Below are 18,892 nucleotides of genomic sequence, written 5' to 3'. Positions count from 1 at the left end.
TTGTTGCTTTACCTCCGTTAATCTCGTAGGGAGTGTCCGGCCGCCGGACAAATAACGCCTGCCGGGCGGCCGGAACTTACCGTTCAATACAAGAATTAATAGAGCTTCTTCTGGGGCGGACCGGAGAACTTCAATTCACCGACGCTGGGCATATCCACTTCCACCAGGGCCGGGCCCGCATAATTCACCGCCTCGGCCAGCACCGCGGCGAAGTCGTCGCCGTGACTGACCTTCCAGCGCTTGATGCCCATGGCATCGGCCAGTTGCTGGAAGTCCGGGGTATGCAGCTCGTTGTAGTACTGACGCCCCTCGAAGTACTTCTCCTGGATGCCGCGCATCACCCCGTAGCCGCCGTCGTTCATCACCACCAGCACCATGTCCAGGTTCTCCTGGGCCATCGTCGCCAGCTCGCCGACGCCCAGCGCCAGGCCACCATCGCCGACCAGGGTGACCACCTTGCGCTCGGGCCGGGCCACGGCACAGCCAATGCCGTGGGCCAGGCCCAGGCCAATGGCCCCGGCCAGGGAGTGGATATTGGTCAGCGGGCGCTGGGTGGGCAGCAGGCGGCTGCCCCAGGTGCTGCCGGAGACGGTGATATCGCGCACGAAGATGCCATCCTCGGGCAGGGCGGCGCGTACCGCGTCGCTGAGCTTGGCGTACTCGCCCACCTGGGTGCGCAGTGCCTGCTCGGCCTGCTGCACCGCCTCGGCCACGGCGGCGTCATAGGCGGCATCCGGCTCGCGGCCCTCGAGGCGCTCGGCCAGGCGTGTCAGCACATCGCCGCAGTCGCCGCACAGGAAGGCGTCGGCCCGGTAGTTGCGGTGGGCGGCGGCGGGATCGATATCGATCTGCACCAGGGGCCGCGGCAGCTCGACGGAGTAGGTCTTGGTCTCGTTGCTGCGCAGCCTGGAGCCGGCCACCAGCATCAGGTCGCTCTCGGCGAACAGCGCCTCCACCGAGGCGGCGTTATGGAAGGCGCGCAGGCTGCGCGGATGGCCGTCAGGCAGCACGCCCCGGGCATGGGTGCTGGAGACCACCGGGATACCGGCGTCCGCCAGGCGCCTGACGGCGTCCCCGGCCTCCAGGGTGCCACCGCCGATCCACAGCAGCGGGCGCTTGGCCGCCTTGAGGCGCTCGGCCAGGGCGTCGATCTCGGCGTCGCTCACCGGGGCCGGGGTGGCCGGCGCCACCGGGGCGGTGTCTACCCACTCGACCGGGCTGGCCTGGATATCGATGGGGATCTCCAGGCTCACCGGGCCCCGCGGCAGGGTCATCGCCTCGCGGATGGCGCGGTGCAGCAGGGGCACCGCCTGCTCCGGGGTGCAGACCCGATAGGCGGCCTTGGAGCTGGCCTTGAGGAAGGTCAGCTGGTCCTTGGTCTCATGGATAAAACCGGCGTCCCGGTCCAGGTAATCCTTCTCCACCTGGCCGGTGATATGCAGCAGCGGGGTGCCGGCGTTGAGGGCCTCGAGCAGGGCGCCGATGGCGTTGCCAGCGCCGGCGCCGGTGCTGGTCAGGGCCACGCCCAGGCTGCCCACCCGGGTATGGGCGTCGGCCATGGTCACCGACCCGGCCTCGCCGCGGGCCGGCACGAAGCGGACCTTGTCGCGGCGGCCGATGGCGTCGGCGATCGGCAGGTTATGGATGGAGATCACGCCATAGACGGCGGAGACCGCATAGGCTTCGAGGGTACGGGCGATCGCTTCGCCGACGGTGATGGTGCTCATAGTGACTTCCTTTATTGTGGTTGCCGGCGCGGCGTCAGTTGGCCCAGCCCATGGGGGCGGTACCCAGACCCAGGTAGAGGCTCTTCTGCTGCATATAGGCCTGGATGCCCTGGCGCCCCTTCTCGCGCCCCAGGCCGCTCTCCTTGAAGCCGCCGAAGGGGGTCGAGATGGCGAACTTCTTGTAGGTGTTGATCCACACCGTGCCCGCCTCCAGCCGCGCGGCCAGGCGCAGGGCGCGGCGGTAGTCGGCGGTCCAGATGCCGGCGGCCAGGCCGAAGACGTTGTCATTGGCCAGCCCCACCAGTTCGTCCTCGTCGTCATACGCCATGACCACCAGCACCGGGCCGAAGATCTCCTCCTGGCAGGCGGCGCTGTCGTGGGGCAGCCCCGCGATAATGGTCGGCAGGTAGTAACTGCCATCGGCCAGCTCGGGGGCATCCGGTGCTTTTCCACCGCACAATACCCGGCCGCCCTCGGCGCGGGCCTGGTCGACGTAGGCGGCGACGCTATCGCGATGGGCCGGGCTGATCAGCGGTCCCAGGTGGGTGCCCGGGGTCTCGGGGTGACCGATGCGCAGGCCCCGGGTGATCTCCAGCAGCCGATTCATCACCTCGTCGTAGCGACGACGCGGGATAAAGAGTCGCGAGCCGGCGATGCAGGCCTGGCCGGCGGAGCTGAAGATGCCGTAGGCGATGCCCTGAACGGCCTCCTCCAGGTCGGCATCCTCGCAGACGATGGTCGGCGACTTGCCGCCCAGCTCCAGGGAGGTGCCGATCAGCTTGTCGGCGGCGATATGCGCCAGGTGGCGGCCGGTGTTGGTGCCGCCGGTGAAGGAGATCTTGCGCACCTTGGGGTGGCGCACGATGGCCTCGCCGATCACCCGGCCGCGACCCGGCAGCACGCTGAGCAGCCCCTTGGGCAGGCCCGCCTCCTCGAACAGCTCGGCCAGCTTGAGGGCCAACAGCGGCGTCGCCTCGGCGGGCTTGACCACCACCGCATTGCCGGCGGCGAGCGCCGGGGCGATCTTCTGCATCTCGCTGGCGATGGGCGAGTTCCAGGGGGTGATGGCGGCGATCACCCCCAGCGGCTCATAGGTGCTCAGGGTCATCAGCTCACCGCTGCGCTGGGTGGGCAGTTCGCCCTCCAGGGTCTCGCAGGCGGCGGCGAAGTAGCGGGCGGTGCCGGCGGCACTGGCCACCAGGGCGCGGGTCTCGGCCAGGGGCTTGCCGTTGTCGCGGGTCTGCAGGGCGGCCAGTTCCTCGAGACGCGACTCGATCAGCTGGCTCACCCGGTAGAGGATGCTGGCGCGCTGGTGGGGCACCAGGTCGCGCCACTCGGGGCGACGCCAGGCGGCGTCGGCGGCCTCGATGGCCTCGTCCACGTCCTCGAGGCTGGCGGCGTTGAGCCGCGCGGTCACGGAGCCATCGGCGGGGAAGAGGGAGGCCATGGGGTCGCCGCGGCCCTGGCGCCATTCGCCGGCGATAAAGATCGGTTGCGTCATGGGAGTGCTCCTTTCGCTCACACCGTCACCGGATCCAGCGCCTGGCGACAGGCGCGGACCACCGACAGGGCGGCGAGCATCGAGGTCTTGGGATTGCTTTCCAGGGGCCGGCCATTGAGCTCGATACGGAACTCGCCGAAGCGTCCCTGGGCATGGATGCGGTGGGTATTACGGGTCGCCGCCGGGTCGGCGGTGAGCCGCACCCTGGTGGCCTGCATGCCGATACCGGCCAGGGCGATGGTGGCCGCCACATTGGCGTTGGCCGGGAAGAGGCGCGCGGCCTCGCCGGCGGTGCCCTCGTAGAAGACAGTCGCCTCGGTCAGGGCATCCAGGTCCACCAGCTGCTCGGCATGGCTGCCCTTCCAGCTCTTGGGGGCCTTGCAGGCCTCGTAGGTGACGCTGTCCAGGCCGCCCTCCCGGGCCGCGGCCAGGCCATCCATGCCGGCCACGGCGCCGGAGAGCACCAGCATGCGCCCGTCGCCGCGTTCGGCGGCCTGGCGCAGGCGGCCATAGAGCCCCTCGTCGGCCAGGGCGCCGGTGGCCACGATAGCCAGGGTCAGGCCGCGGGAGAGCACCGCCTCGCCATGCTCGGCCAGGCCCGGCTGACCGGCACACTCGACGACCAGGTCGGGGCGCGCCTGGCAGTCGTCGACGCGGCTCAGCACCTCGACGCCGCCGCCCAGCAGCTCGCGGGTAGCCGCGACCTGGGCCTCGGGCACCACCACCCAGGCGAGCGTCAGCCCGGCCGGCAGCAGCCGGTGCACTTCCCGGGCCATGGCCCCGTAACCGATAATCATCAAACGCTTGGTCGTCATGGGGAGGAAATCCTCGGCTTAAAGGTGGTGGTTAAAGCCGCCGGACACGTCCAGGGCGGCGCCGGTGGTAAAGGAGGCCAGGGGCGAGGCCAGGAACACCAGCGCACGGGCCGGCTCCTCGGGGCGCCCCAGGCGCTTCATGGGGATGCCGCGCTTGGTAGCGATGCCGGCGATCCACTGCTCCCAGCTCAACGACGGGTCGTCGCGGGCCTCGAAGCGGCGCCGCCACTGGCCCGACTCCACCATGCCCAGCAGGATGGAGTTGACGCGGATGCCCTCGTCGATCAGCTCGTGGGCGAGCGAATGGGTCAGGTTGAGCAGCGCCGCCCGGGCCGCCGAGGTGGCGATCATGTGCGGCTCCGGCTGCAGCGCCAGCAGGGAGTTGACGCAGGTCAGGGAGCCGATCTCGGAGGCCGCCAGCTGGCCGCGGAAGGCGTTCAGCGGGTTGATCACCCCGAACAGCTTGAGGTTGGCCTCGGAGAGCCAGGCCTCCTTGGGCGTGTCGTCGTAGTGGGCCACATAGCCCTGGCCGGCGTTGGCGATCAGCATATCGGCGCCGCCGAAGCGCTCGGCCACCGCGGCGGCGAAGTCGGCGCAGGAGGCCTCGTCCAGCACATCGCAGGCCTGGCTCAGCAGTTCGGCCTCGGGGAAGGCCCCGCGCAGCTCGGCCTCGGCGGCGGCGAGGCGCTCGCGATTGCGGCCGCAGAAGGCCACCCGGGCGCCCTGGGCCAGCAGCAGGCGTACCGCCTCCAGGCCGATGCCGGAGGAACCGCCGGTGACCACGGCGACGCGTCGTTCGATCAGGAAACTCATGGGACTCTCCTAGGAAATCTCGGGGGCGGCCGCCGCGCCGAGCAGCGGGCGAGCGAAGTCGTCGAGGGCGGCGGCGAAGGCCGCGGGGGCGTCGATATAACTGGCGTGGCCGGCCCGCGGGATATCCCGATAAGGCAACCCCAGGCGATCGGCCAGGGCCCGGGCATCCTCGGGCGGGGTGATGCGATCCTCGTCGCCGCACACCACCAGGGTCGGCACCGCCGGCGTCGCCGGCAGGTAGCGATCCAGTTGGTCATTGGCGAGCATCCAGCCAGCCTGGGCGAAGCCCGCCACCTGGAGCTTGCCCATCTCCGCCTCGACCCGGACGATATCCGCCGGGTCGGCGCCCTCGCGCAGCAGCCGCGGGGCCCGGGCCCTGGCATAGGCGCCATGGCCCTGGGCCTCGAGCTGGGTCCAGCGGCTGCGGTAGACCTCGTCGCGCTTGGCCGCATCGGCATCGCCGTAGCCCTGGGCCGGGTCCGCCAGCACCACCCCGGCCAACCGGTTCGGGTAGGCCGCCAGGGCGGCCCCGGCCATCATGGCTCCCAGGGAGTGGCCCACCAGCACGCAGCGCTCGATGCCAAGCCCGGCCAGCCAGGCCTCCAGGCGCTCGGCATAGTCGGCGGCGCTGGGCGCCTCCTTCGCCAGGGCCTGGCTGTCGCCATAGCCCGGGGCGTCCCAGGCCAGCAGGCGATAGCCGGGCAAGTGCGCGGCGAGCTTCGCCCAGGAACCGGCGCCGGAGCTGATGCCGTGCAGCAGCACCAGGGTCGGGGCCGGCTCGGGCCACGCCTGCTCGCGATAGCACTGGGCCCCGCTGTCGAGGTTGAGGCGTTTGGCGTCCACGGTGGTCCTCCTCGGGTAGCCGATAGCGGGTTTAGTTGCGCTTGACCTTGGAGAGGGGGTGATCCTCCGGATAGGTGGGGATCTGCGGCTTGTTCGTCCCCAGCATCACGCACATCAGCGCCTCTTCCTCGCCGTGGTTGAACAGGCCCCGATAGATACGCGGCGGAATGGAGATGACGTCGCGCTCCTCGAGCACCGTCTCCATATAGTCGTCGCCGTCCTTGAGGAAGAGGGTGATGGTGCCCTTGAGCACGAAGAAGACTTCCTCCACGTCGTCATGGACGTGCAGCGGCCCCTCGCACTTGGACGGCAGCACCATGGTGGAGAAGGTGAAGTGCTCGGCGGGAATGGTATTGGTGTCCGCCTTGACGCCGGTGGCGCCGGTGCCGATATAGCGCATCTGGGCACGGCGATACTTGGGATCGTAATCGGCCTGGAACTTCAGGGCGTTCCAATCGTACTTGCGTCCCTTGAAGCGGGCCACGCGGGTTTCCATCCACTCTTGGAAGGAGAGGTCGCCGGGTTTCTTCCAGGTTTCGAGCATCTCTGACATCGTCGTTTCCTCTTGTCGGTGTCCACGGAAACTTTCCGGGAAATATCGTGACCCGCCAGGGTCAATCAATGACGACTCGGGTGTTGGCTCACCGCACTCTCGTGTTTTTCGAGACAAAGGTTCCCCGTGATCGCCGGCAAAGCGGCAATCGACTTATTCAGTCATCGAAGTTCAACGCTCTTGAATAAGTTGCTCGGGTGTCGTTAATGCCTCGCTGTCGAGTCGTACTCTTCTAGTTCACTAGATCTTGTTCGCCAGGGTCGTTTTTAATTTATATCGACTGAAATAATCTTCAGGCCTCGGCCTTCTTCTGGCGGCGGGTCTCGGCGTCGATGCCGCCCTCGATGGCCCACTCGGTAAAGGACTCCAGCGAGTGCTGCATCTCCCGCGGCACCCAGGCCTCGGTGAGGTAATCCTCGTTGGTGTAGTACTCGAAGGCGCCGCCCAGGGGGCTGTTCACGTACCAGAAGTAAGCGGAGGAGATCGGGTGCCGCCCCGGGCCCAGGAAGGTGCTCCACTGCTTGCGGTTCATGGCCAGGCCACCGCCGATCACCTCGTGGATATCGCGCACGGTGAAGGCCACGTGATTGAGGCCCCGGCCGCGATGCGGCAGCTTGAGCAGGAAGAGGTTGTGGTGGCCGCCCCGGGCCTGCATGCGCAGGAAGACGGCGCGATCGGTGTAGCGGTCGGAGACGGCGAAGCCCAGGGTGTCGCGGTAGAAGGCCTCGGTGGCCTCCAGGTCGTCGACGAAGAAGACCGCATGGCCGATGGAGGCCGGAGTGGCCCGCTCGTAGACCGGGCTGGGCGCGTCGACCCGGCGCATATCGCCCCACTGGTTGATGGGGGTCACCTCCAGTTGGACATCGCGCAGGCCGGTGACGCGGATGCGCACCGTCATGCCGTTGGGGTCGGTGCACTGGATGGCATCGCCCTGGTCGACATAGCCGGGCCGGTCGGCCAGGCGCGCCTTGAGGGCCTCCAGGGCCTCGCCATCGGCCACCCCCCAGGTCATGCGGCGCAGGGTGGAGCCCTCCTCGAAGGCCGGGGGCAGGCTGGGATGATCCACGCCGGCCACGCTGAGGCGCCCGCCGTTGAGGGTCTCGAAGGCGTCCCGCCCCTGGGCGTCACTGCCCACGGCGCTCAGGCCGAAGTCGTCCAGGAACCGCTTGGCGACATCGAGATCCTCGACGCCGAACTCCAACTCTTCGATACCCACGATGCTCATCGCTCTCTCCTGCGTCCTCGACGCGCTGATGGTTGCTTGGCTCGGCCGCTTGGCGCCGGCCCTTGTCTCTCGATCTAGGACTCCCGGCCCAGGCCTCGTCCCATGGCATCGCCCTGGTAGCCCAGCAGGCCGGAGATGGTCTCGGAGGCCTCGGCCACGTGACCGCGCAGCCGCTCCCGCTCCTCGGCGGGGATCTCGTGCACCGGCACCATGATGCTGACCACCGCCTCGATCTCGCCGTCGGCGTTATGGATCGGGTAGACGATGGAGGAGATACCGAACTGGAAGAAGGACTCCGCCACCACATAGCCCCGCCGGCGATCCTCCTGGACCAGCTCCCACAGCGCCTCGCGGCTGTCCGGCGAGCCCGGCTTGGCATCCGGCAGCTCGTCGTCGGGATAGAGGGCCTCGAACTCGGAGCGGCTCGTCCCGGTGAGCAGCATCCGCCCCAGGGAGGTGCGATGCACCGGCAATCGGGTGCCGACGCTGACCCGGCGTACCGTGGCGTTGGCGGCGCTGACCCGGGCCACGTAGATGACGTCCTGGCCATCGCGGATGGCGATATGGCTGGAGCAGCCAGTGGCGTCACGCAGCGACTCGATCACCGGCTGGCCCACCTGCACCACGTCCAGGGAGGCCACGTATTCGAAGCCCAGGCGCAACACATTGACCCCCAGGGAGTAATGCCCCGTGGTGGGGTGACGGCGCAGGAAGCCCATGTACTCCAGGGTCTGGATGGCCCGGTAGGCGGTGGCCTTGGGGATATCCACCCGCTTGGCGATCTCGGCAAAGCTCATCTCGCGATGGCTGCGACTCAGCTCCATCAGGATCGTCAGGCCCCGCTCCAGGCCGGGGATCAGGTATTTGCGCTCGTCTTTATTGCTCATTTGGCGTGCTCTCCGTGGTTGGCCATTCGGGTACCAGCATACCCCTGCCTCTGTCGCGCGGCATGTCTGCGCGCCTCGGTCGTCTGGCACCTCGAGTCGCTTCCGCGGCCATGGCCCCGGGAGAGTCGATCTCGTCCGGTGTCTCGGCTGGCCTCGCGGCCCGCCTCGGTAAATTTCAAATATGAAATACGATTTATTATTTGATACACCCAAGATAGGTGGTTATCGGGCCCTTGTCAAGGCTCGACCCCATGCAAAATGTCAAGCGTAATTCACTGATTTATATAGTGATTCCCAGCACCCTCGAGGGGAGTCGAGAGTGCGGCGGTCGGGTTTGGGGAGAAAAACGACGCGACGGAGGGATCAGGCGCGGGCCGTGGCCACCAGGCTGCGGTCGCGCAGGGCGATCAGGCGCTGGCTCAGCCGGGCCTGGAGGTCGAGGCGCACCGCCCGGCAAGCGGGGTCGCTCCAGCGGTTGGTGAGCTCATGGGGGTCGGCCTCCAGGTCATAGAGCTCGCCCCCCGCCTCACCCTCGAAGAGGCTCAGCCGCCAGCGCTCGGTGACCAGGCTGATGATGCTCGCCCGCGCCTCACTGTCGCGGAACACCCGGATGCCCGGATCCTCCACCAGCACGTCCGCCGCCGGTTCATGACCGAACAGGTCCTGGCCCTGCATGCCGATGGGCACCCGTAATCCGGCCCGCTGCAACAGCGTCGGCGCCAGGTCGATGGCGCTGCCCAGGCGCCCGGAGACCTCACCCTCGCCCGGCCGCCGTGGGTCATGCCAGATCAGCGGCACCCGCAGCACGCTCTGGAAGTGCAGGCCCATCTTGAGCATGCTGCCGTGATCGCCCATGTAGTCGCCGTGATCCGAGGTGAAGGCCACCACGGTATCGTCGGCCAGGCCCTGCGCCCTCAGGGTGGCCAGCACCTCCCCCACGGCATCGTCCACCATGCTGATGCTGCCGTAGTTGAGGGCGATGATCTCCCGGGCCTGGCGCTCGCTCACCGCGAAGGGCCAGTGGCTCTCCGGGTCCTCGGCGCCCCAGCGGTAGGCCTCCAGGGCCGAGTCGGGCAGCCCCTCGATGGCTTCCACCGGATGGTGGAAGGAGGCCGGCAGCTCCACCTCGTCCGGGTCGTACATCGACCAGTAGCGTCCCGGCGGGGTAAAGGGGTGATGGGGGTCGGGAAAGGAGACCACCAGCAGGAAGGGGGTCTCGGCGTCCTGTTCGGCGAGGAAGTCGCAGGCCTGCTCCCTGACGTAGCTGGTGGGATAGAGCGCCTCGGGCACGGCGGTACGCCAGCACTGGGGCGCCGATACCGTCGACGCCAGGGCATGGTCGGGCCCGCGCAGCGAGGCCGGATCGGGGTGGCGCTCATGCAGCCAGGCGGTGTAATGACCGTCGACCAGGTCACCATGGCCGATGCACAGCCGCACCCGCTCGAAGCCGTAGTAGGGGCCGGGCAGCGTGAGGCCGGGCTGCTCGGCCCAGCGGCGGCGCACTTCCCAGCCGTAGTCGGGGCCCTGGCGCTGGTCGCGCCGGCTCAGGACGAGTGCCGGGGTGTCTCCCTCCCCGCCCGGGACTCGCGGCGGGGCCGGAATATCGGTGACGTTCTGGAAATGCGCCTTGCCGATATAGCCGGTGCGGTAGCCCTCCCCGCGCAGCACCTCGGCGAAGGTCAGGCTATCGAGCCCCAGGGGAATGCCGTTCTGACGCACCCCATTCACCGAGGGCATCTGGCCGGTGACCAGGGCCGCCCGGTTGGGCTGGCAGATCGGCGTGGCCACGTGGAAGCGCGTAAAGCGCACCCCGGCCGCGGCCAGGGCATCGATATGCGGCGTCCTGACGGTGGGGTTGTCGTAGCAGCCCAGGTGATCGGCGCGCTGCTGGTCGGTGATAAAGATCACGAAATTGGGGCGTCGCATGGCCTTGGACTCCTCTCGCCGGGACTCAGCCGAACATCCAGCCGACCGGCACGGTGACGATCTGCGGGAAGGCGAAGATGATGGCGATGGCCAGGAAGTCACAGATCAGGAAGGGGATGGCGGCCTTGTAGATGCTGCCCATGGTGGTGCCCTGGGGCGCCACCGCCTTCATCACGAACAGGGCCGCACCCAGTGGCGGCGAGGTGGAGCCGGTCTCGATGGCCAGCAGGAAGAGCACCGCGAACCAGATGGTGTCGAAGCCCAGCTGCTCCACCACCGGTACGAAGATCGGCAGGGTAATCAGCATGATCGGCAGCGGCCCCATGAACATCCCCAGCAGCACCACGGTAAGCACCATGGCCAGCACGATCATATGGTCGTTCAGCGGCAGGGAGAGCACCGCGTCCATCATGCCGAAGGTGGTGCCGGTAAAGGCCAGCAGCTGGCTGAAGGCCACCGCCCCGGCGACGATCAGCAGCACCATCACCGAGATATTGGCACTCTCGAACATGGAGACCCGGAAGTTCTCCACCGTCAGGCGGCGCTTGGCCAGGGCCAGCAGGATGGTGGCCACGGCGCCGGAGGCCGCCGCCTCGGTGGGCGTGGCCAGGCCGAGGAAGATCACCCCGACCACGGCGAAGACGATAAAGCCGATGGGCAGGATATTGCGGATGCCCGCCTCCACCTTGACCCTGAGCGGCGTGGGTTGCACCTCGAAGGTGGGCGCCAGGTCCGGCTGCAGGGTGCAACGCCCCCAGATGTAGAGGGCATAGAGCACCGCCATCAGCAGGCCCGGCAGGATGATGGCGATCAGCAGGCGGCCGATGGAGATCTCCGCCACCACCCCCAGCACCACCGCCAGGGCGCTGGGTGGAATCATGATGGCCAGGCCCGCGGAGCCGATGATCGGGCCCAGGGACATGGGCTTCTTGTAACCGCGGCGCTCCATCTCCGGTACCAGGCTGGAACCCAGCAGGGCGATGGCGCCCATGCTGTTGCCGGTGAGGGTGGAGAAGAGCACGCCGCCCCCCACCGCCATAAAGGCCAGGCGGCCCTTGAGCTTGCCGAACCACTTGTCGAGGGTGTCCATCAGGTCATTGGCGATGCCGGAACGGAACATCACCTCGCCCATGATCATGAACATGGCGATGGGCACCAGGGTGAAACTGGTCAGGGCATCGGTGGTGTTGATCACCAGCTGCTCGATACCGGAGGTACCGCCCAGGAAGACGTAGGCGCCCACCAGGTTCACCGCCAGAAAGGCAAAGGCCACCGGCAGCCCCAGCATCATCAGTACCAGCAGGGCGCCGAGAATAAGCGATAGCGTTAGCCACCAATCCATAACATACCTCCACAGGGGGCCCGAGTCGGGTGAGCCGACGGGGTCAGCGCTTCAGACAGGCCACGGCCTGTGCCACGAACTGGATAGAGAGCAGCAACATGCCCAGGGGAAAGACCCAGGTGAGCAGATAGCTGCGCGGCGCCAGCACGGTGGTCTCGCGGGAGCCGTACTGGAACTGGTCGAGGGTCACCGCCAGGCCATACCAGGCGGCATAGAGACAGATGGCCGCCCCGAACAGGGCCACCAGGAACGCCAGCGGCATCTGCAGCCGCGGCGGCAGGTGCTCGGTAACGATATCGATGGCCACATGGCGATTCTTTTCCAGCAGGTAGGGCGCGCCGAGGAAGGTCATATAGAGCAGCGAATAGCCGCTGAGCTCCACCACCCAGACCAGCGACTTGCCGAAGAAGAGTCGCGACAGGATCTCGCAGAAGACCGCCGCCGTGGCGGCCAGCAGAACAAAGGCACTGAAGCCTGCCAGGTAAAGGTTCAAACGGCTCACGCCCCGCATCAGGAGTGCCAGGGGGGAGGAACCACGAGAGAGTGACTGTTGCATATCGAGCCACCTGATATAGAGAAAGTCGGAGGCGCCCCGCCCAGGATGGGACGGGGCGCCCCGCCGGGGTGGATCACTCCACCAGCATGGCGCGCAGCTCCGCGGTCAGCTCGTCGTCGCCGATCTGCTCCTGCATATGCCCCCAGGCCGCGTCGATGGCGATCTGCAGGTAGCGCTCGGCTTCTTCGCCTTCCAGGGCGATCTCCTCGAAACCGGCGGCCTCCACCTCGGCGTTACCGGCGGCGATCACGTCACCCCAGCTCTGGTCGAGTTCCGGCCCCAGGGTGTTGCGCACGTAGTCCTGGAGCTCGCCGCGCAGTTCCTCGGGGAGCCGGTCCCAGGCCCGCTCGCTGACCAGGATGCTGAAGCCGGCGCGGTAGAAGGGCGGCGTGATGTAGTAGTTGACCACGTCCTCGTACTGTTCGGCCCAGCCCAGGTTGCCCTGCATAAAACCGTCGATGGCGCCCCGCTCCATGGCGGTATAGATCTCGCCGATGGGCAGCACCAGGCCGTTGGCCCCCAACGCCTCGATAAAGGGCAGGCCGGTGGGGAAGACGCGGATACGCTTGCCGGCCAGGTCGTCGACGCCATCGATACGATCCTGGAAGAAAAGGAAGAACTTGACGTCGGTGGCGGGGATCTCGCCCAGGTAGCGCAGGCCACGCTCGGCGTGGATCTCGGTCATGCGGTCGTAGTAGCCGCTCTCGAGGATCTCCTCGTAGTTCTTGAAGGAGAAGTTGGCGCTGCTCGAGGAGGGCACCAGGCCGGAGTAGTAGCTGGGGCTGATCAGCGCCATGTCGATGGAGTTGTTGCGCACCGCATCGGCCAGGCGGAAGGGCGGCATGACCTCGGGGCCACCGCGCCAGTTCAGCGCCAGCTCGCCCTCGAACTCCTCGTTCACCGCAGTCACGAAGCGTTCGAAGCCGGCGGAGACCGCCGCCGTCTTGGGCGTAAAGCTCACCACGTTGAGGCTCACCTCATCGGCGGCGGCGGTGAGGCTCAGGCCGGCCAGGGAGATACCGGCCACCAGGGACGTCAGGCTTGTTGTTTTCATCGCACTCTCTCTCATTATTGTGACTCTCGTCGTTGTCGATCCAGCGCTCGTCACTCAGTCCAGGGCCACGCCCCAGGCATCATAGCCATAGACCCAGTCGGCATTGCCCTCGCCCTTGAGCCAATCGTTGGCGCGGGAGCCGCGTTGTACCTGGGCGGTACGCTCGCGGCGGGCCTGCTCGTAACGGGCCAGGGCCGCCGGCACCTCGTCGCGCTCGGCCTCGGCCAGGCAGCGCGACAGCACCACGGCATCTTCGATGGCCATGCAGGCGCCCTGGGCCATAAAGGGCACCATGGGGTGGGCGGCATCGCCGAGGATGGTCACATGGCCCTCGGACCAGCGTTCCATGGGCTCGCGCACATAGAGGGCCGACTTGGTCACGCTATCGCAGGCCGCCAGCAGGGCACGCACGTCGGGATGGAAATCCCGGTAGACCTCACGCAACTCATCCACGTCGCCGGGCAGGGTCCAGGACTCCTCGCGCCAGCCCTCCTGGGGCGTGGTGGCGAAGATAAAGACCTCCTCGCCGCGGGTCAGCGGGAAGACCACCACCTGGCTGTCGGCGGTCTCGCCCCACCACTTGGTGAAGGCGTCCAGGTTCTCCACCTCGGGCACCGCCGAGCGCGGCACCACCGCCCGGTAGGAGACCAGGCCGGTGAACTCGGGGCTATCGTCGCCGAACAGGGAGCGACGCACCGCGGAGTGAATGCCATCGCCGCCGATCACCACATCCAGGGTCTCGCGGCTGCCATCCTCGAAGTGCACCACCGGCTGCTCGCCGGCCTCGACGCTGGCCACCTTGCTGCCCAGGCGAATCGCCGACGCCGGCAGTTTCGCCTCCAGGGCCTTGAGCAGGTCGCCGCGGTGAATGGTCAGCTGAGGCGCGCCATACTTCTCCTCGGCGGCATCGCTCATGGGCAGCCTGGAGGTGATCTCGCCGCTGTCCCAGGTGCGGCTCAGGCGATGGGTGGGCCGCGCCGCGGTTTCCCGCAGCACCTCGCCCACGCCCAGGCGATCCAGGGCACGCACCGCATTGGGCGTCAGGTTCACGTCGGCGCCGATGCGCAGGAACTGCTTGGCCTGCTCGAAGACGATGGCCTCATGGCCCGCCTCACGCAGGGCGATGGCCGCACAGAGGCCGCCCACACCACCACCACAGATACCGATTCTTAGCTTTGTCATACCCCACCTGTTTCTGAGCTACTGGGAACGTCCTGGAGGGAGCCTCGGCTCCCGGGATGCGCCAGGGAAGTGCGCAGGTCCTGCCGTCCTTGTCTCTGCTGTCTATCTCTATTTCGCCGAATGTTTCACATATAAAACAGAGTTTATTATTTGATAGTCAGACTGTAGGTCGGGCCCGGGACTTTGTCAAACATCGAAATCGCCGACGGCCGCCCTCGAGTCACGAGGGCGGCGATCGAGGGATCAGTGACGGATCAGCTTGTCGGCCAGGCGCAGGACCAGTGGCCGTCCCAGGGTGATCAGGCCGAAGGCGATCGGCCAGGAGATCAGGAAGGACCGGCCCCAGCGGCCGGGGAAACCCGCATCCAGGCCGGTATTGACCAGGGTGATGACCAGGGTCATCAGCCCCGCCATATAGGTGGTCATCAACACGGAGACGACCCAGTGGCCGTAGCGGGACGGGATCAGCATAGGGACTCCCGGGGCGGGAGGGGACGCGGCGCCCCCTCCCGGGTCATGCGCTTAACGCAGCGACATCAGGTTGAAGTCGGGATCGGCCAACTGGGCCGCGTCCAGCACCCGCCCGGCGGCGATCCAGCGCTTGCCCAGCTTGATGGCCCGCGGCTGGTCGAAGGCCACCATCTGCACCAGGCACTGCGCATCGTCGAGGTAGAAGAACACCGGCCCCTGGGCCTCCCGGCGCACCACGCACTGGAGCTCGCCGCTCGGCACGCCGAGGATCTGGATATTGACCCCGTGCTGATCGGACCATAGCCAGGCCGGCTCGTCGTAGTGGGCCGCCTTGCCGAGCATGGCATCGGCGACCACCCGGGCCTGGTTCTGGGCATAGGCCCAGGACTGCAGGCAGAGCCCTAGCTGGGGGTGCTGGGAGACGTCACCGGCGGCGAAGATTAGCGGGTCCGAGGTCTGCCCGGCGGCGTCCACCACGATGCCCTGCTCGGTCCTGAGCCCGGCCTCGCGGGCCAGCTCCAGGTTGATCTCGACGCCGACGCCCACCACCACCAGGTCATAGGGCTCGTGAGCCTCGCCATCGGCGCTGATCGACACCCGGCCGTCGCCCGCCTCGCTCAACTGGATGTCCTGGCGGTTCAGCGCCAGGCCCACGCCGTGGCGCTCGTGGAGCCCGCGGATGGTCTCGGCCACCTCCGGCCCCACGCTGCGCCCGCAGAGTGCCGGGGCGCGTTCGAAGACGTCCACCTCGAGCCCCAGCTTGCGGGCGCTGGAGGCCACCTCCAGGCCGATCCAGCCGCCGCCGATCACCCCCAGGCGGCGACTCTCGCCGAGCCGCGCCTTGAGCCGGGAGGCGTCGTCCCAGGTGCGCAATGTCATGACATTGCCGATTTCCGCCCACTCGCGCACCGGCATGCGGGGCCGGCTGCCGGTGGCGATCAGCAGCCGGTCGTAGGGCAGGCGCTCGCCGTCATTGAGCACCACCTCCCGGGCCTGCCGATCGATGGCCGTGGCCCGCTTGGGGCGTTGCCAGTCGATATCGAGGGCCGCCAGGCTGTCCTCCGGGAAGAGCCGCGGCAGCGGCTCGCCCTCGGTGACCACGCCCTTGGAGAGCGGCGGCCGTTCGTAGAAGTCGTGGGGCTCGTCGGCCACCACGGTGAGACGGCCGGTATAGCCCTCACCGCGCAGCGCCTTGCAGGCGTAGCCGCCGGCCTGGCCACCGCCGATCACCACGATGCGGGAAATCTCCTCGCTGGACATCATCCTTCCCCCTAGTTGAAGACGAAGCCGCCGTTGATGGGGATCAGTTGGCCGGTCACGAAGTTCGACCAGTCAGAGAGCAGGTAGAGCACGGTGCCGTCGATGTCCTCGGGCTGTTGCTCCTCCTTGAGGGCGCGCCCGGCGGCATAGTGGGCGTAGCGTTCCTCGGGCACGTACTCGGTAGCCTCGCAGTGGGTCAGCCCCGGGGCGATGGCGTTGATGCAGATGCCCTGCTCGCCCAGCTCCCGGGCCATGGCCCGGGTCATCGAGATCACCGCGCCCTTGCTGGCCACATAGGCCATCAGCCGCGGCGCCCCCCAGAGGGCGGTGTCGGAGGCCACATTGACCACCTTGCCGCGCCTGGCCCGGGCCAGCAGCGGCCGCGCCGCCCGGGTCATCTGCCAGACCCCACGCACGTTCACCGCCATCACCCGGTCCCACAGCTCGGGGTCGTACTCGTCCAGGGTCTTGCCGCCCACATTGGTGGCGATGGCGGCGTTATTGACCAGGCCATCCAGGACCCCGCCCTCGGCGACCCGGGCCATGCCCGCCTCGATGGAGGCGGCATCGCCCTGATCGATCACCAGCGCCTCCACCTCGGCGCCGCCCTCGCGCAGCGCCGCGGCGGCCTGGGTCAGCTCCGCCTCGAGGATATCGCTGATCACCAGGCGCGCGCCCTCGGCGGCGGCAGCCTCGGCGATGCTACGCCCCAGGCCGCGGGCGGCGCCGGTGACCATCAGCCGCTTGCCGGCCAGCCCATGAGCGGCCATCTCAGGCCGCCTCCCGGCGCTTGGCGAGCTGCGCCTTGGCCATCTTCAGCATCACCCGGCGCAGCCGCGAGAGGCCCACGTCGTGCTGGTAGAGGTTCTCGTGATGACGGGCATCCGGGGCCAGGTTCTCGAGGATGACGCGATCCTGCTCCAGCACGTCCCAGTGCAGGCCCTCGAGCTTGGTGCGGTAGAAGAAGCGCCACACCTGGCGCTGCCAGCCGTCGACCTTGCGCACCCGCCAGAAGAACACCCGAGTGTGCTCCTGGTCCTCGGGGACCGCCATGCCGACGATCCAGAAGGGGCCGCCCGGCCCGAAGCGCTGCTGGTAGGGGATCGACAGGCGCAGCCAGAGGGCCCCGCTGTTGCCGTACTCCACCCAGTCGAAGTTGACCCCGGTCTGGCCGGTCTTCTTGAAGATGAAGCCGGTCTCGGTAGGCTCCAGCACCATCTCCGCCTGGCGATCGCCCTCGGCCATGGAGTGGGAGTCGGCATGCAGGTAGGTGCCGTGCATGGGGTCCATGACGTTGTCCACCGCATACTGGTAGTTGCACTTCCAGGTCGCGGTGCACAGGAAGTGGCCGTAGCTGGCCTCGTCGGTGAGCTGCTCGGGCAGCTCCAGCGCCGGCGGTTCCTCGTCTGGGGTAGTGCCAAAGAAGACGAAGATGGCGCCCTGGGCCTCCTGCACCGGGTAGTGGCGCACGCAGGAGGTGCCCACCATGGGGCTGTTGCTGATCGCCGGCACGTCACAGACGGTGCCTTCGCCGTCCACCTCGACCCCGTGGTACCAGCAGGCCAGGCGGTTGCCCAGGTTCCAGCCCTTGGAGAGGCGGGCACCGCGATGGGGGCAGCGATCCTCGATGGCGTGCACCACGCCGTCGTGGTCGCGCCACAGGGCCAGGTTTTCGCCCAGGCGGGTGATGCCCAGGGGGTTGCTGCCCACCTCCCAGCTGGCCACCACCGGGTACCACAGGGAGCGCAGGCCGGTATCGAGATAGTCTTGGACGTCGGCGTCCATGGAAGCGGCTGTCGTCATCTCTCTCACCTTGATTATCGTTGTCTCGGGGCGTGGCCTTACTGGCCCAGCACCGCCATCTCCTGGAGGAAGCTCTCCCGGGTCCAGGGCCGGCCCTGGCGATCCTGGCTATGGCGCTCGTTGAGCCCGGCGATCACCGCCTCGAGCTCGCTGGCGCCACTCTCGAAGACGGCCTCCAGGGCCGCCACCAGGGCCAGCTCGAAGGCCTCCGGGGCGCGCTGGCGGTTCTGCCAGACCCGGTTATCGAAGCCGCCGGGGCGCTCGATATGACCCTGACCCGGCTCCGAGGAGGGGATGATGCGCGCCCAGGTCTTGAGCTCGGGGTTATGGTCGAGGGTGGTGGACATGGGCTCAGGCCTCCTCGCTGACTTGCAGCTGAATTTCGTCGTCGATGATGCGCACCGGGTAGACATGCAGGTCCCGGTCGGCGGGCTCGCGCAGGCACTTGCCGGTCTTGATGTCGAATACCGCCTCATGCAGCGGGCACTCCACCTGGCCATCCTCGACGAAGCCCTGGGAGAGCAGTGCATAGGCGTGGGGGCAGACGTCCTCGAGGGCGTAGTATTCGCCGTCCAGCACATAGACGCCGATCTCCTTGTCGCCCAGCTTGGCGGAGAAGGGGAAGTCTTCCTGCACCTGATCGGTCTTGCAGACAGGGGTCCAACTCATGGGGCCGTCCTCATCATTGGATGCGTGGGTCGTCCGTGTTCGCGTATCAATAATGAAACACGATTTATTATTTGATCCTATGCAGACGAGTATAGCCGAGCCGCCTCGCCTGTCAATACTATATAGTATTCATAGGAAGAAGACGCAAGGGGCAAGGGGCAAGGGGCAAGGGGCAAGGGGCAAGGGGCAAGGGGCAAGGGGCAAGGGGCAAGGGGCAAGGGGCAAGGGGCAAGGGGCAAGGGGTTTTCTTCTAGCTTCCCGCTTA

General features: G+C 67.7%; 19 protein-coding genes. All 19 read right to left on the bottom strand.

Annotated elements, in window-relative coordinates; all coding sequences use genetic code 11:
* Nucleotides 1–95: 95 nt before the first annotated feature.
* The 19 genes from ACQ1W9_RS00760 to nirD all read right to left on the bottom strand — a co-directional run bounded on the left by ACQ1W9_RS00760 (nucleotide 96) and on the right by nirD (nucleotide 18,627).
* Nucleotides 96–1,727, bottom strand: a complete 1,632-nt coding sequence (locus ACQ1W9_RS00760; protein WP_431024870.1) for a thiamine pyrophosphate-binding protein — start codon at nucleotides 1,725–1,727, stop codon at nucleotides 96–98.
* A gap of 34 nt (nucleotides 1,728–1,761) precedes the next feature.
* The gene (locus ACQ1W9_RS00755; RefSeq protein ID WP_431024869.1) at nucleotides 1,762–3,228 is read right to left on the bottom strand and encodes an aldehyde dehydrogenase; all 1,467 of its coding nucleotides are present in this window, start codon (nucleotides 3,226–3,228) and stop codon (nucleotides 1,762–1,764) included.
* Between the two features lie 17 nt (nucleotides 3,229–3,245).
* A complete protein-coding gene (locus ACQ1W9_RS00750) occupies nucleotides 3,246–4,043 on the bottom strand; it encodes an aspartate dehydrogenase (RefSeq protein WP_431024868.1) in 798 nt (265 codons plus the stop codon).
* A gap of 18 nt (nucleotides 4,044–4,061) precedes the next feature.
* Entirely contained in the window at nucleotides 4,062–4,856 is a 795-nt protein-coding gene (locus ACQ1W9_RS00745) for an SDR family oxidoreductase (RefSeq protein WP_431024867.1), read from the bottom strand.
* Between the two features lie 9 nt (nucleotides 4,857–4,865).
* Nucleotides 4,866–5,699, bottom strand: a complete 834-nt coding sequence (locus tag ACQ1W9_RS00740; protein ID WP_431024866.1) for an alpha/beta fold hydrolase — start codon at nucleotides 5,697–5,699, stop codon at nucleotides 4,866–4,868.
* Between the two features lie 31 nt (nucleotides 5,700–5,730).
* Nucleotides 5,731–6,252, bottom strand: coding sequence for a cupin domain-containing protein (locus ACQ1W9_RS00735; protein WP_431024865.1), 522 nt, complete (start codon nucleotides 6,250–6,252; stop codon nucleotides 5,731–5,733).
* 292 nt (nucleotides 6,253–6,544) lie between these two features.
* A complete protein-coding gene (locus ACQ1W9_RS00730; RefSeq protein ID WP_431024864.1) occupies nucleotides 6,545–7,477 on the bottom strand; it encodes a VOC family protein in 933 nt (310 codons plus the stop codon).
* A gap of 74 nt (nucleotides 7,478–7,551) precedes the next feature.
* On the bottom strand, nucleotides 7,552–8,364 hold the full coding sequence (locus ACQ1W9_RS00725; protein WP_431024863.1) for an IclR family transcriptional regulator: 813 nt from the start codon (nucleotides 8,362–8,364) through the stop codon (nucleotides 7,552–7,554).
* Nucleotides 8,365–8,727: 363 nt separating this feature from the next.
* A complete protein-coding gene (locus ACQ1W9_RS00720) occupies nucleotides 8,728–10,290 on the bottom strand; it encodes a sulfatase family protein (RefSeq protein ID WP_431024862.1) in 1,563 nt (520 codons plus the stop codon).
* A 25-nt stretch (nucleotides 10,291–10,315) separates the two neighbouring features.
* Complete coding sequence (locus ACQ1W9_RS00715) at nucleotides 10,316–11,632, bottom strand: TRAP transporter large permease (protein ID WP_431024861.1); 1,317 nt, start codon at nucleotides 11,630–11,632, stop codon at nucleotides 10,316–10,318.
* A 43-nt stretch (nucleotides 11,633–11,675) separates the two neighbouring features.
* Complete coding sequence (locus ACQ1W9_RS00710; RefSeq protein WP_346061024.1) at nucleotides 11,676–12,188, bottom strand: TRAP transporter small permease; 513 nt, start codon at nucleotides 12,186–12,188, stop codon at nucleotides 11,676–11,678.
* 73 nt (nucleotides 12,189–12,261) lie between these two features.
* The gene (gene dctP / locus ACQ1W9_RS00705; protein WP_431024860.1) at nucleotides 12,262–13,242 is read right to left on the bottom strand and encodes a TRAP transporter substrate-binding protein DctP; all 981 of its coding nucleotides are present in this window, start codon (nucleotides 13,240–13,242) and stop codon (nucleotides 12,262–12,264) included.
* 54 nt (nucleotides 13,243–13,296) lie between these two features.
* Nucleotides 13,297–14,424: an FAD-dependent monooxygenase gene (locus ACQ1W9_RS00700; protein ID WP_431024859.1), complete on the bottom strand. Its 1,128-nt coding sequence runs from the start codon at nucleotides 14,422–14,424 to the stop codon at nucleotides 13,297–13,299.
* Nucleotides 14,425–14,667: 243 nt separating this feature from the next.
* Complete coding sequence (locus tag ACQ1W9_RS00695; RefSeq protein WP_273668330.1) at nucleotides 14,668–14,895, bottom strand: DUF2798 domain-containing protein; 228 nt, start codon at nucleotides 14,893–14,895, stop codon at nucleotides 14,668–14,670.
* 51 nt (nucleotides 14,896–14,946) lie between these two features.
* Complete coding sequence (locus ACQ1W9_RS00690; RefSeq protein ID WP_431024858.1) at nucleotides 14,947–16,158, bottom strand: NAD(P)/FAD-dependent oxidoreductase; 1,212 nt, start codon at nucleotides 16,156–16,158, stop codon at nucleotides 14,947–14,949.
* Between the two features lie 8 nt (nucleotides 16,159–16,166).
* On the bottom strand, nucleotides 16,167–16,925 hold the full coding sequence (locus ACQ1W9_RS00685) for an SDR family oxidoreductase (protein ID WP_431024857.1): 759 nt from the start codon (nucleotides 16,923–16,925) through the stop codon (nucleotides 16,167–16,169).
* A 1-nt stretch (nucleotide 16,926) separates the two neighbouring features.
* Nucleotides 16,927–17,958 carry an aromatic ring-hydroxylating dioxygenase subunit alpha gene (locus ACQ1W9_RS00680; protein ID WP_346061019.1) on the bottom strand — a complete coding sequence of 344 codons (1,032 nt, stop codon included), beginning with the start codon at nucleotides 17,956–17,958 and terminating at the stop codon, nucleotides 16,927–16,929.
* Nucleotides 17,959–17,996: 38 nt separating this feature from the next.
* On the bottom strand, nucleotides 17,997–18,305 hold the full coding sequence (locus tag ACQ1W9_RS00675; protein WP_431024856.1) for a recombinase-like helix-turn-helix domain-containing protein: 309 nt from the start codon (nucleotides 18,303–18,305) through the stop codon (nucleotides 17,997–17,999).
* 4 nt (nucleotides 18,306–18,309) lie between these two features.
* The gene (nirD, locus tag ACQ1W9_RS00670; RefSeq protein ID WP_146801682.1) at nucleotides 18,310–18,627 is read right to left on the bottom strand and encodes a nitrite reductase small subunit NirD; all 318 of its coding nucleotides are present in this window, start codon (nucleotides 18,625–18,627) and stop codon (nucleotides 18,310–18,312) included.
* Nucleotides 18,628–18,892: the final 265 nt, after the last annotated feature.

This window comes from Halomonas sp. H5, assembly GCF_050613175.1.
Taxonomy (GTDB): Bacteria; Pseudomonadota; Gammaproteobacteria; order Pseudomonadales; family Halomonadaceae; genus Bisbaumannia; species Bisbaumannia salifodinae.
Note: the sequence above shows the minus strand (reverse complement) of the source record. Positions and strands in the feature narration are given on the sequence as shown.

Coding starts and splice junctions, on each gene's coding strand:
- ACQ1W9_RS00695 (WP_273668330.1), bottom strand. CDS start 14,895: ATGCTGATCCCGTCCCGCTACGGCCACTGGGTCGTCTCCGTGTTGATG.
- ACQ1W9_RS00750 (WP_431024868.1), bottom strand. CDS start 4,043: ATGACGACCAAGCGTTTGATGATTATCGGTTACGGGGCCATGGCCCGG.
- ACQ1W9_RS00680 (WP_346061019.1), bottom strand. CDS start 17,958: ATGACGACAGCCGCTTCCATGGACGCCGACGTCCAAGACTATCTCGAT.
- ACQ1W9_RS00710 (WP_346061024.1), bottom strand. CDS start 12,188: ATGCAACAGTCACTCTCTCGTGGTTCCTCCCCCCTGGCACTCCTGATG.
- ACQ1W9_RS00755 (WP_431024869.1), bottom strand. CDS start 3,228: ATGACGCAACCGATCTTTATCGCCGGCGAATGGCGCCAGGGCCGCGGC.
- ACQ1W9_RS00700 (WP_431024859.1), bottom strand. CDS start 14,424: ATGACAAAGCTAAGAATCGGTATCTGTGGTGGTGGTGTGGGCGGCCTC.
- ACQ1W9_RS00685 (WP_431024857.1), bottom strand. CDS start 16,925: ATGGCCGCTCATGGGCTGGCCGGCAAGCGGCTGATGGTCACCGGCGCC.
- nirD (WP_146801682.1), bottom strand. CDS start 18,627: ATGAGTTGGACCCCTGTCTGCAAGACCGATCAGGTGCAGGAAGACTTC.
- ACQ1W9_RS00675 (WP_431024856.1), bottom strand. CDS start 18,305: ATGTCCACCACCCTCGACCATAACCCCGAGCTCAAGACCTGGGCGCGC.
- ACQ1W9_RS00690 (WP_431024858.1), bottom strand. CDS start 16,158: ATGATGTCCAGCGAGGAGATTTCCCGCATCGTGGTGATCGGCGGTGGC.
- ACQ1W9_RS00720 (WP_431024862.1), bottom strand. CDS start 10,290: ATGCGACGCCCCAATTTCGTGATCTTTATCACCGACCAGCAGCGCGCC.
- ACQ1W9_RS00735 (WP_431024865.1), bottom strand. CDS start 6,252: ATGTCAGAGATGCTCGAAACCTGGAAGAAACCCGGCGACCTCTCCTTC.
- ACQ1W9_RS00715 (WP_431024861.1), bottom strand. CDS start 11,632: ATGGATTGGTGGCTAACGCTATCGCTTATTCTCGGCGCCCTGCTGGTA.
- dctP (WP_431024860.1), bottom strand. CDS start 13,242: ATGAAAACAACAAGCCTGACGTCCCTGGTGGCCGGTATCTCCCTGGCC.
- ACQ1W9_RS00730 (WP_431024864.1), bottom strand. CDS start 7,477: ATGAGCATCGTGGGTATCGAAGAGTTGGAGTTCGGCGTCGAGGATCTC.
- ACQ1W9_RS00745 (WP_431024867.1), bottom strand. CDS start 4,856: ATGAGTTTCCTGATCGAACGACGCGTCGCCGTGGTCACCGGCGGTTCC.
- ACQ1W9_RS00725 (WP_431024863.1), bottom strand. CDS start 8,364: ATGAGCAATAAAGACGAGCGCAAATACCTGATCCCCGGCCTGGAGCGG.
- ACQ1W9_RS00760 (WP_431024870.1), bottom strand. CDS start 1,727: ATGAGCACCATCACCGTCGGCGAAGCGATCGCCCGTACCCTCGAAGCC.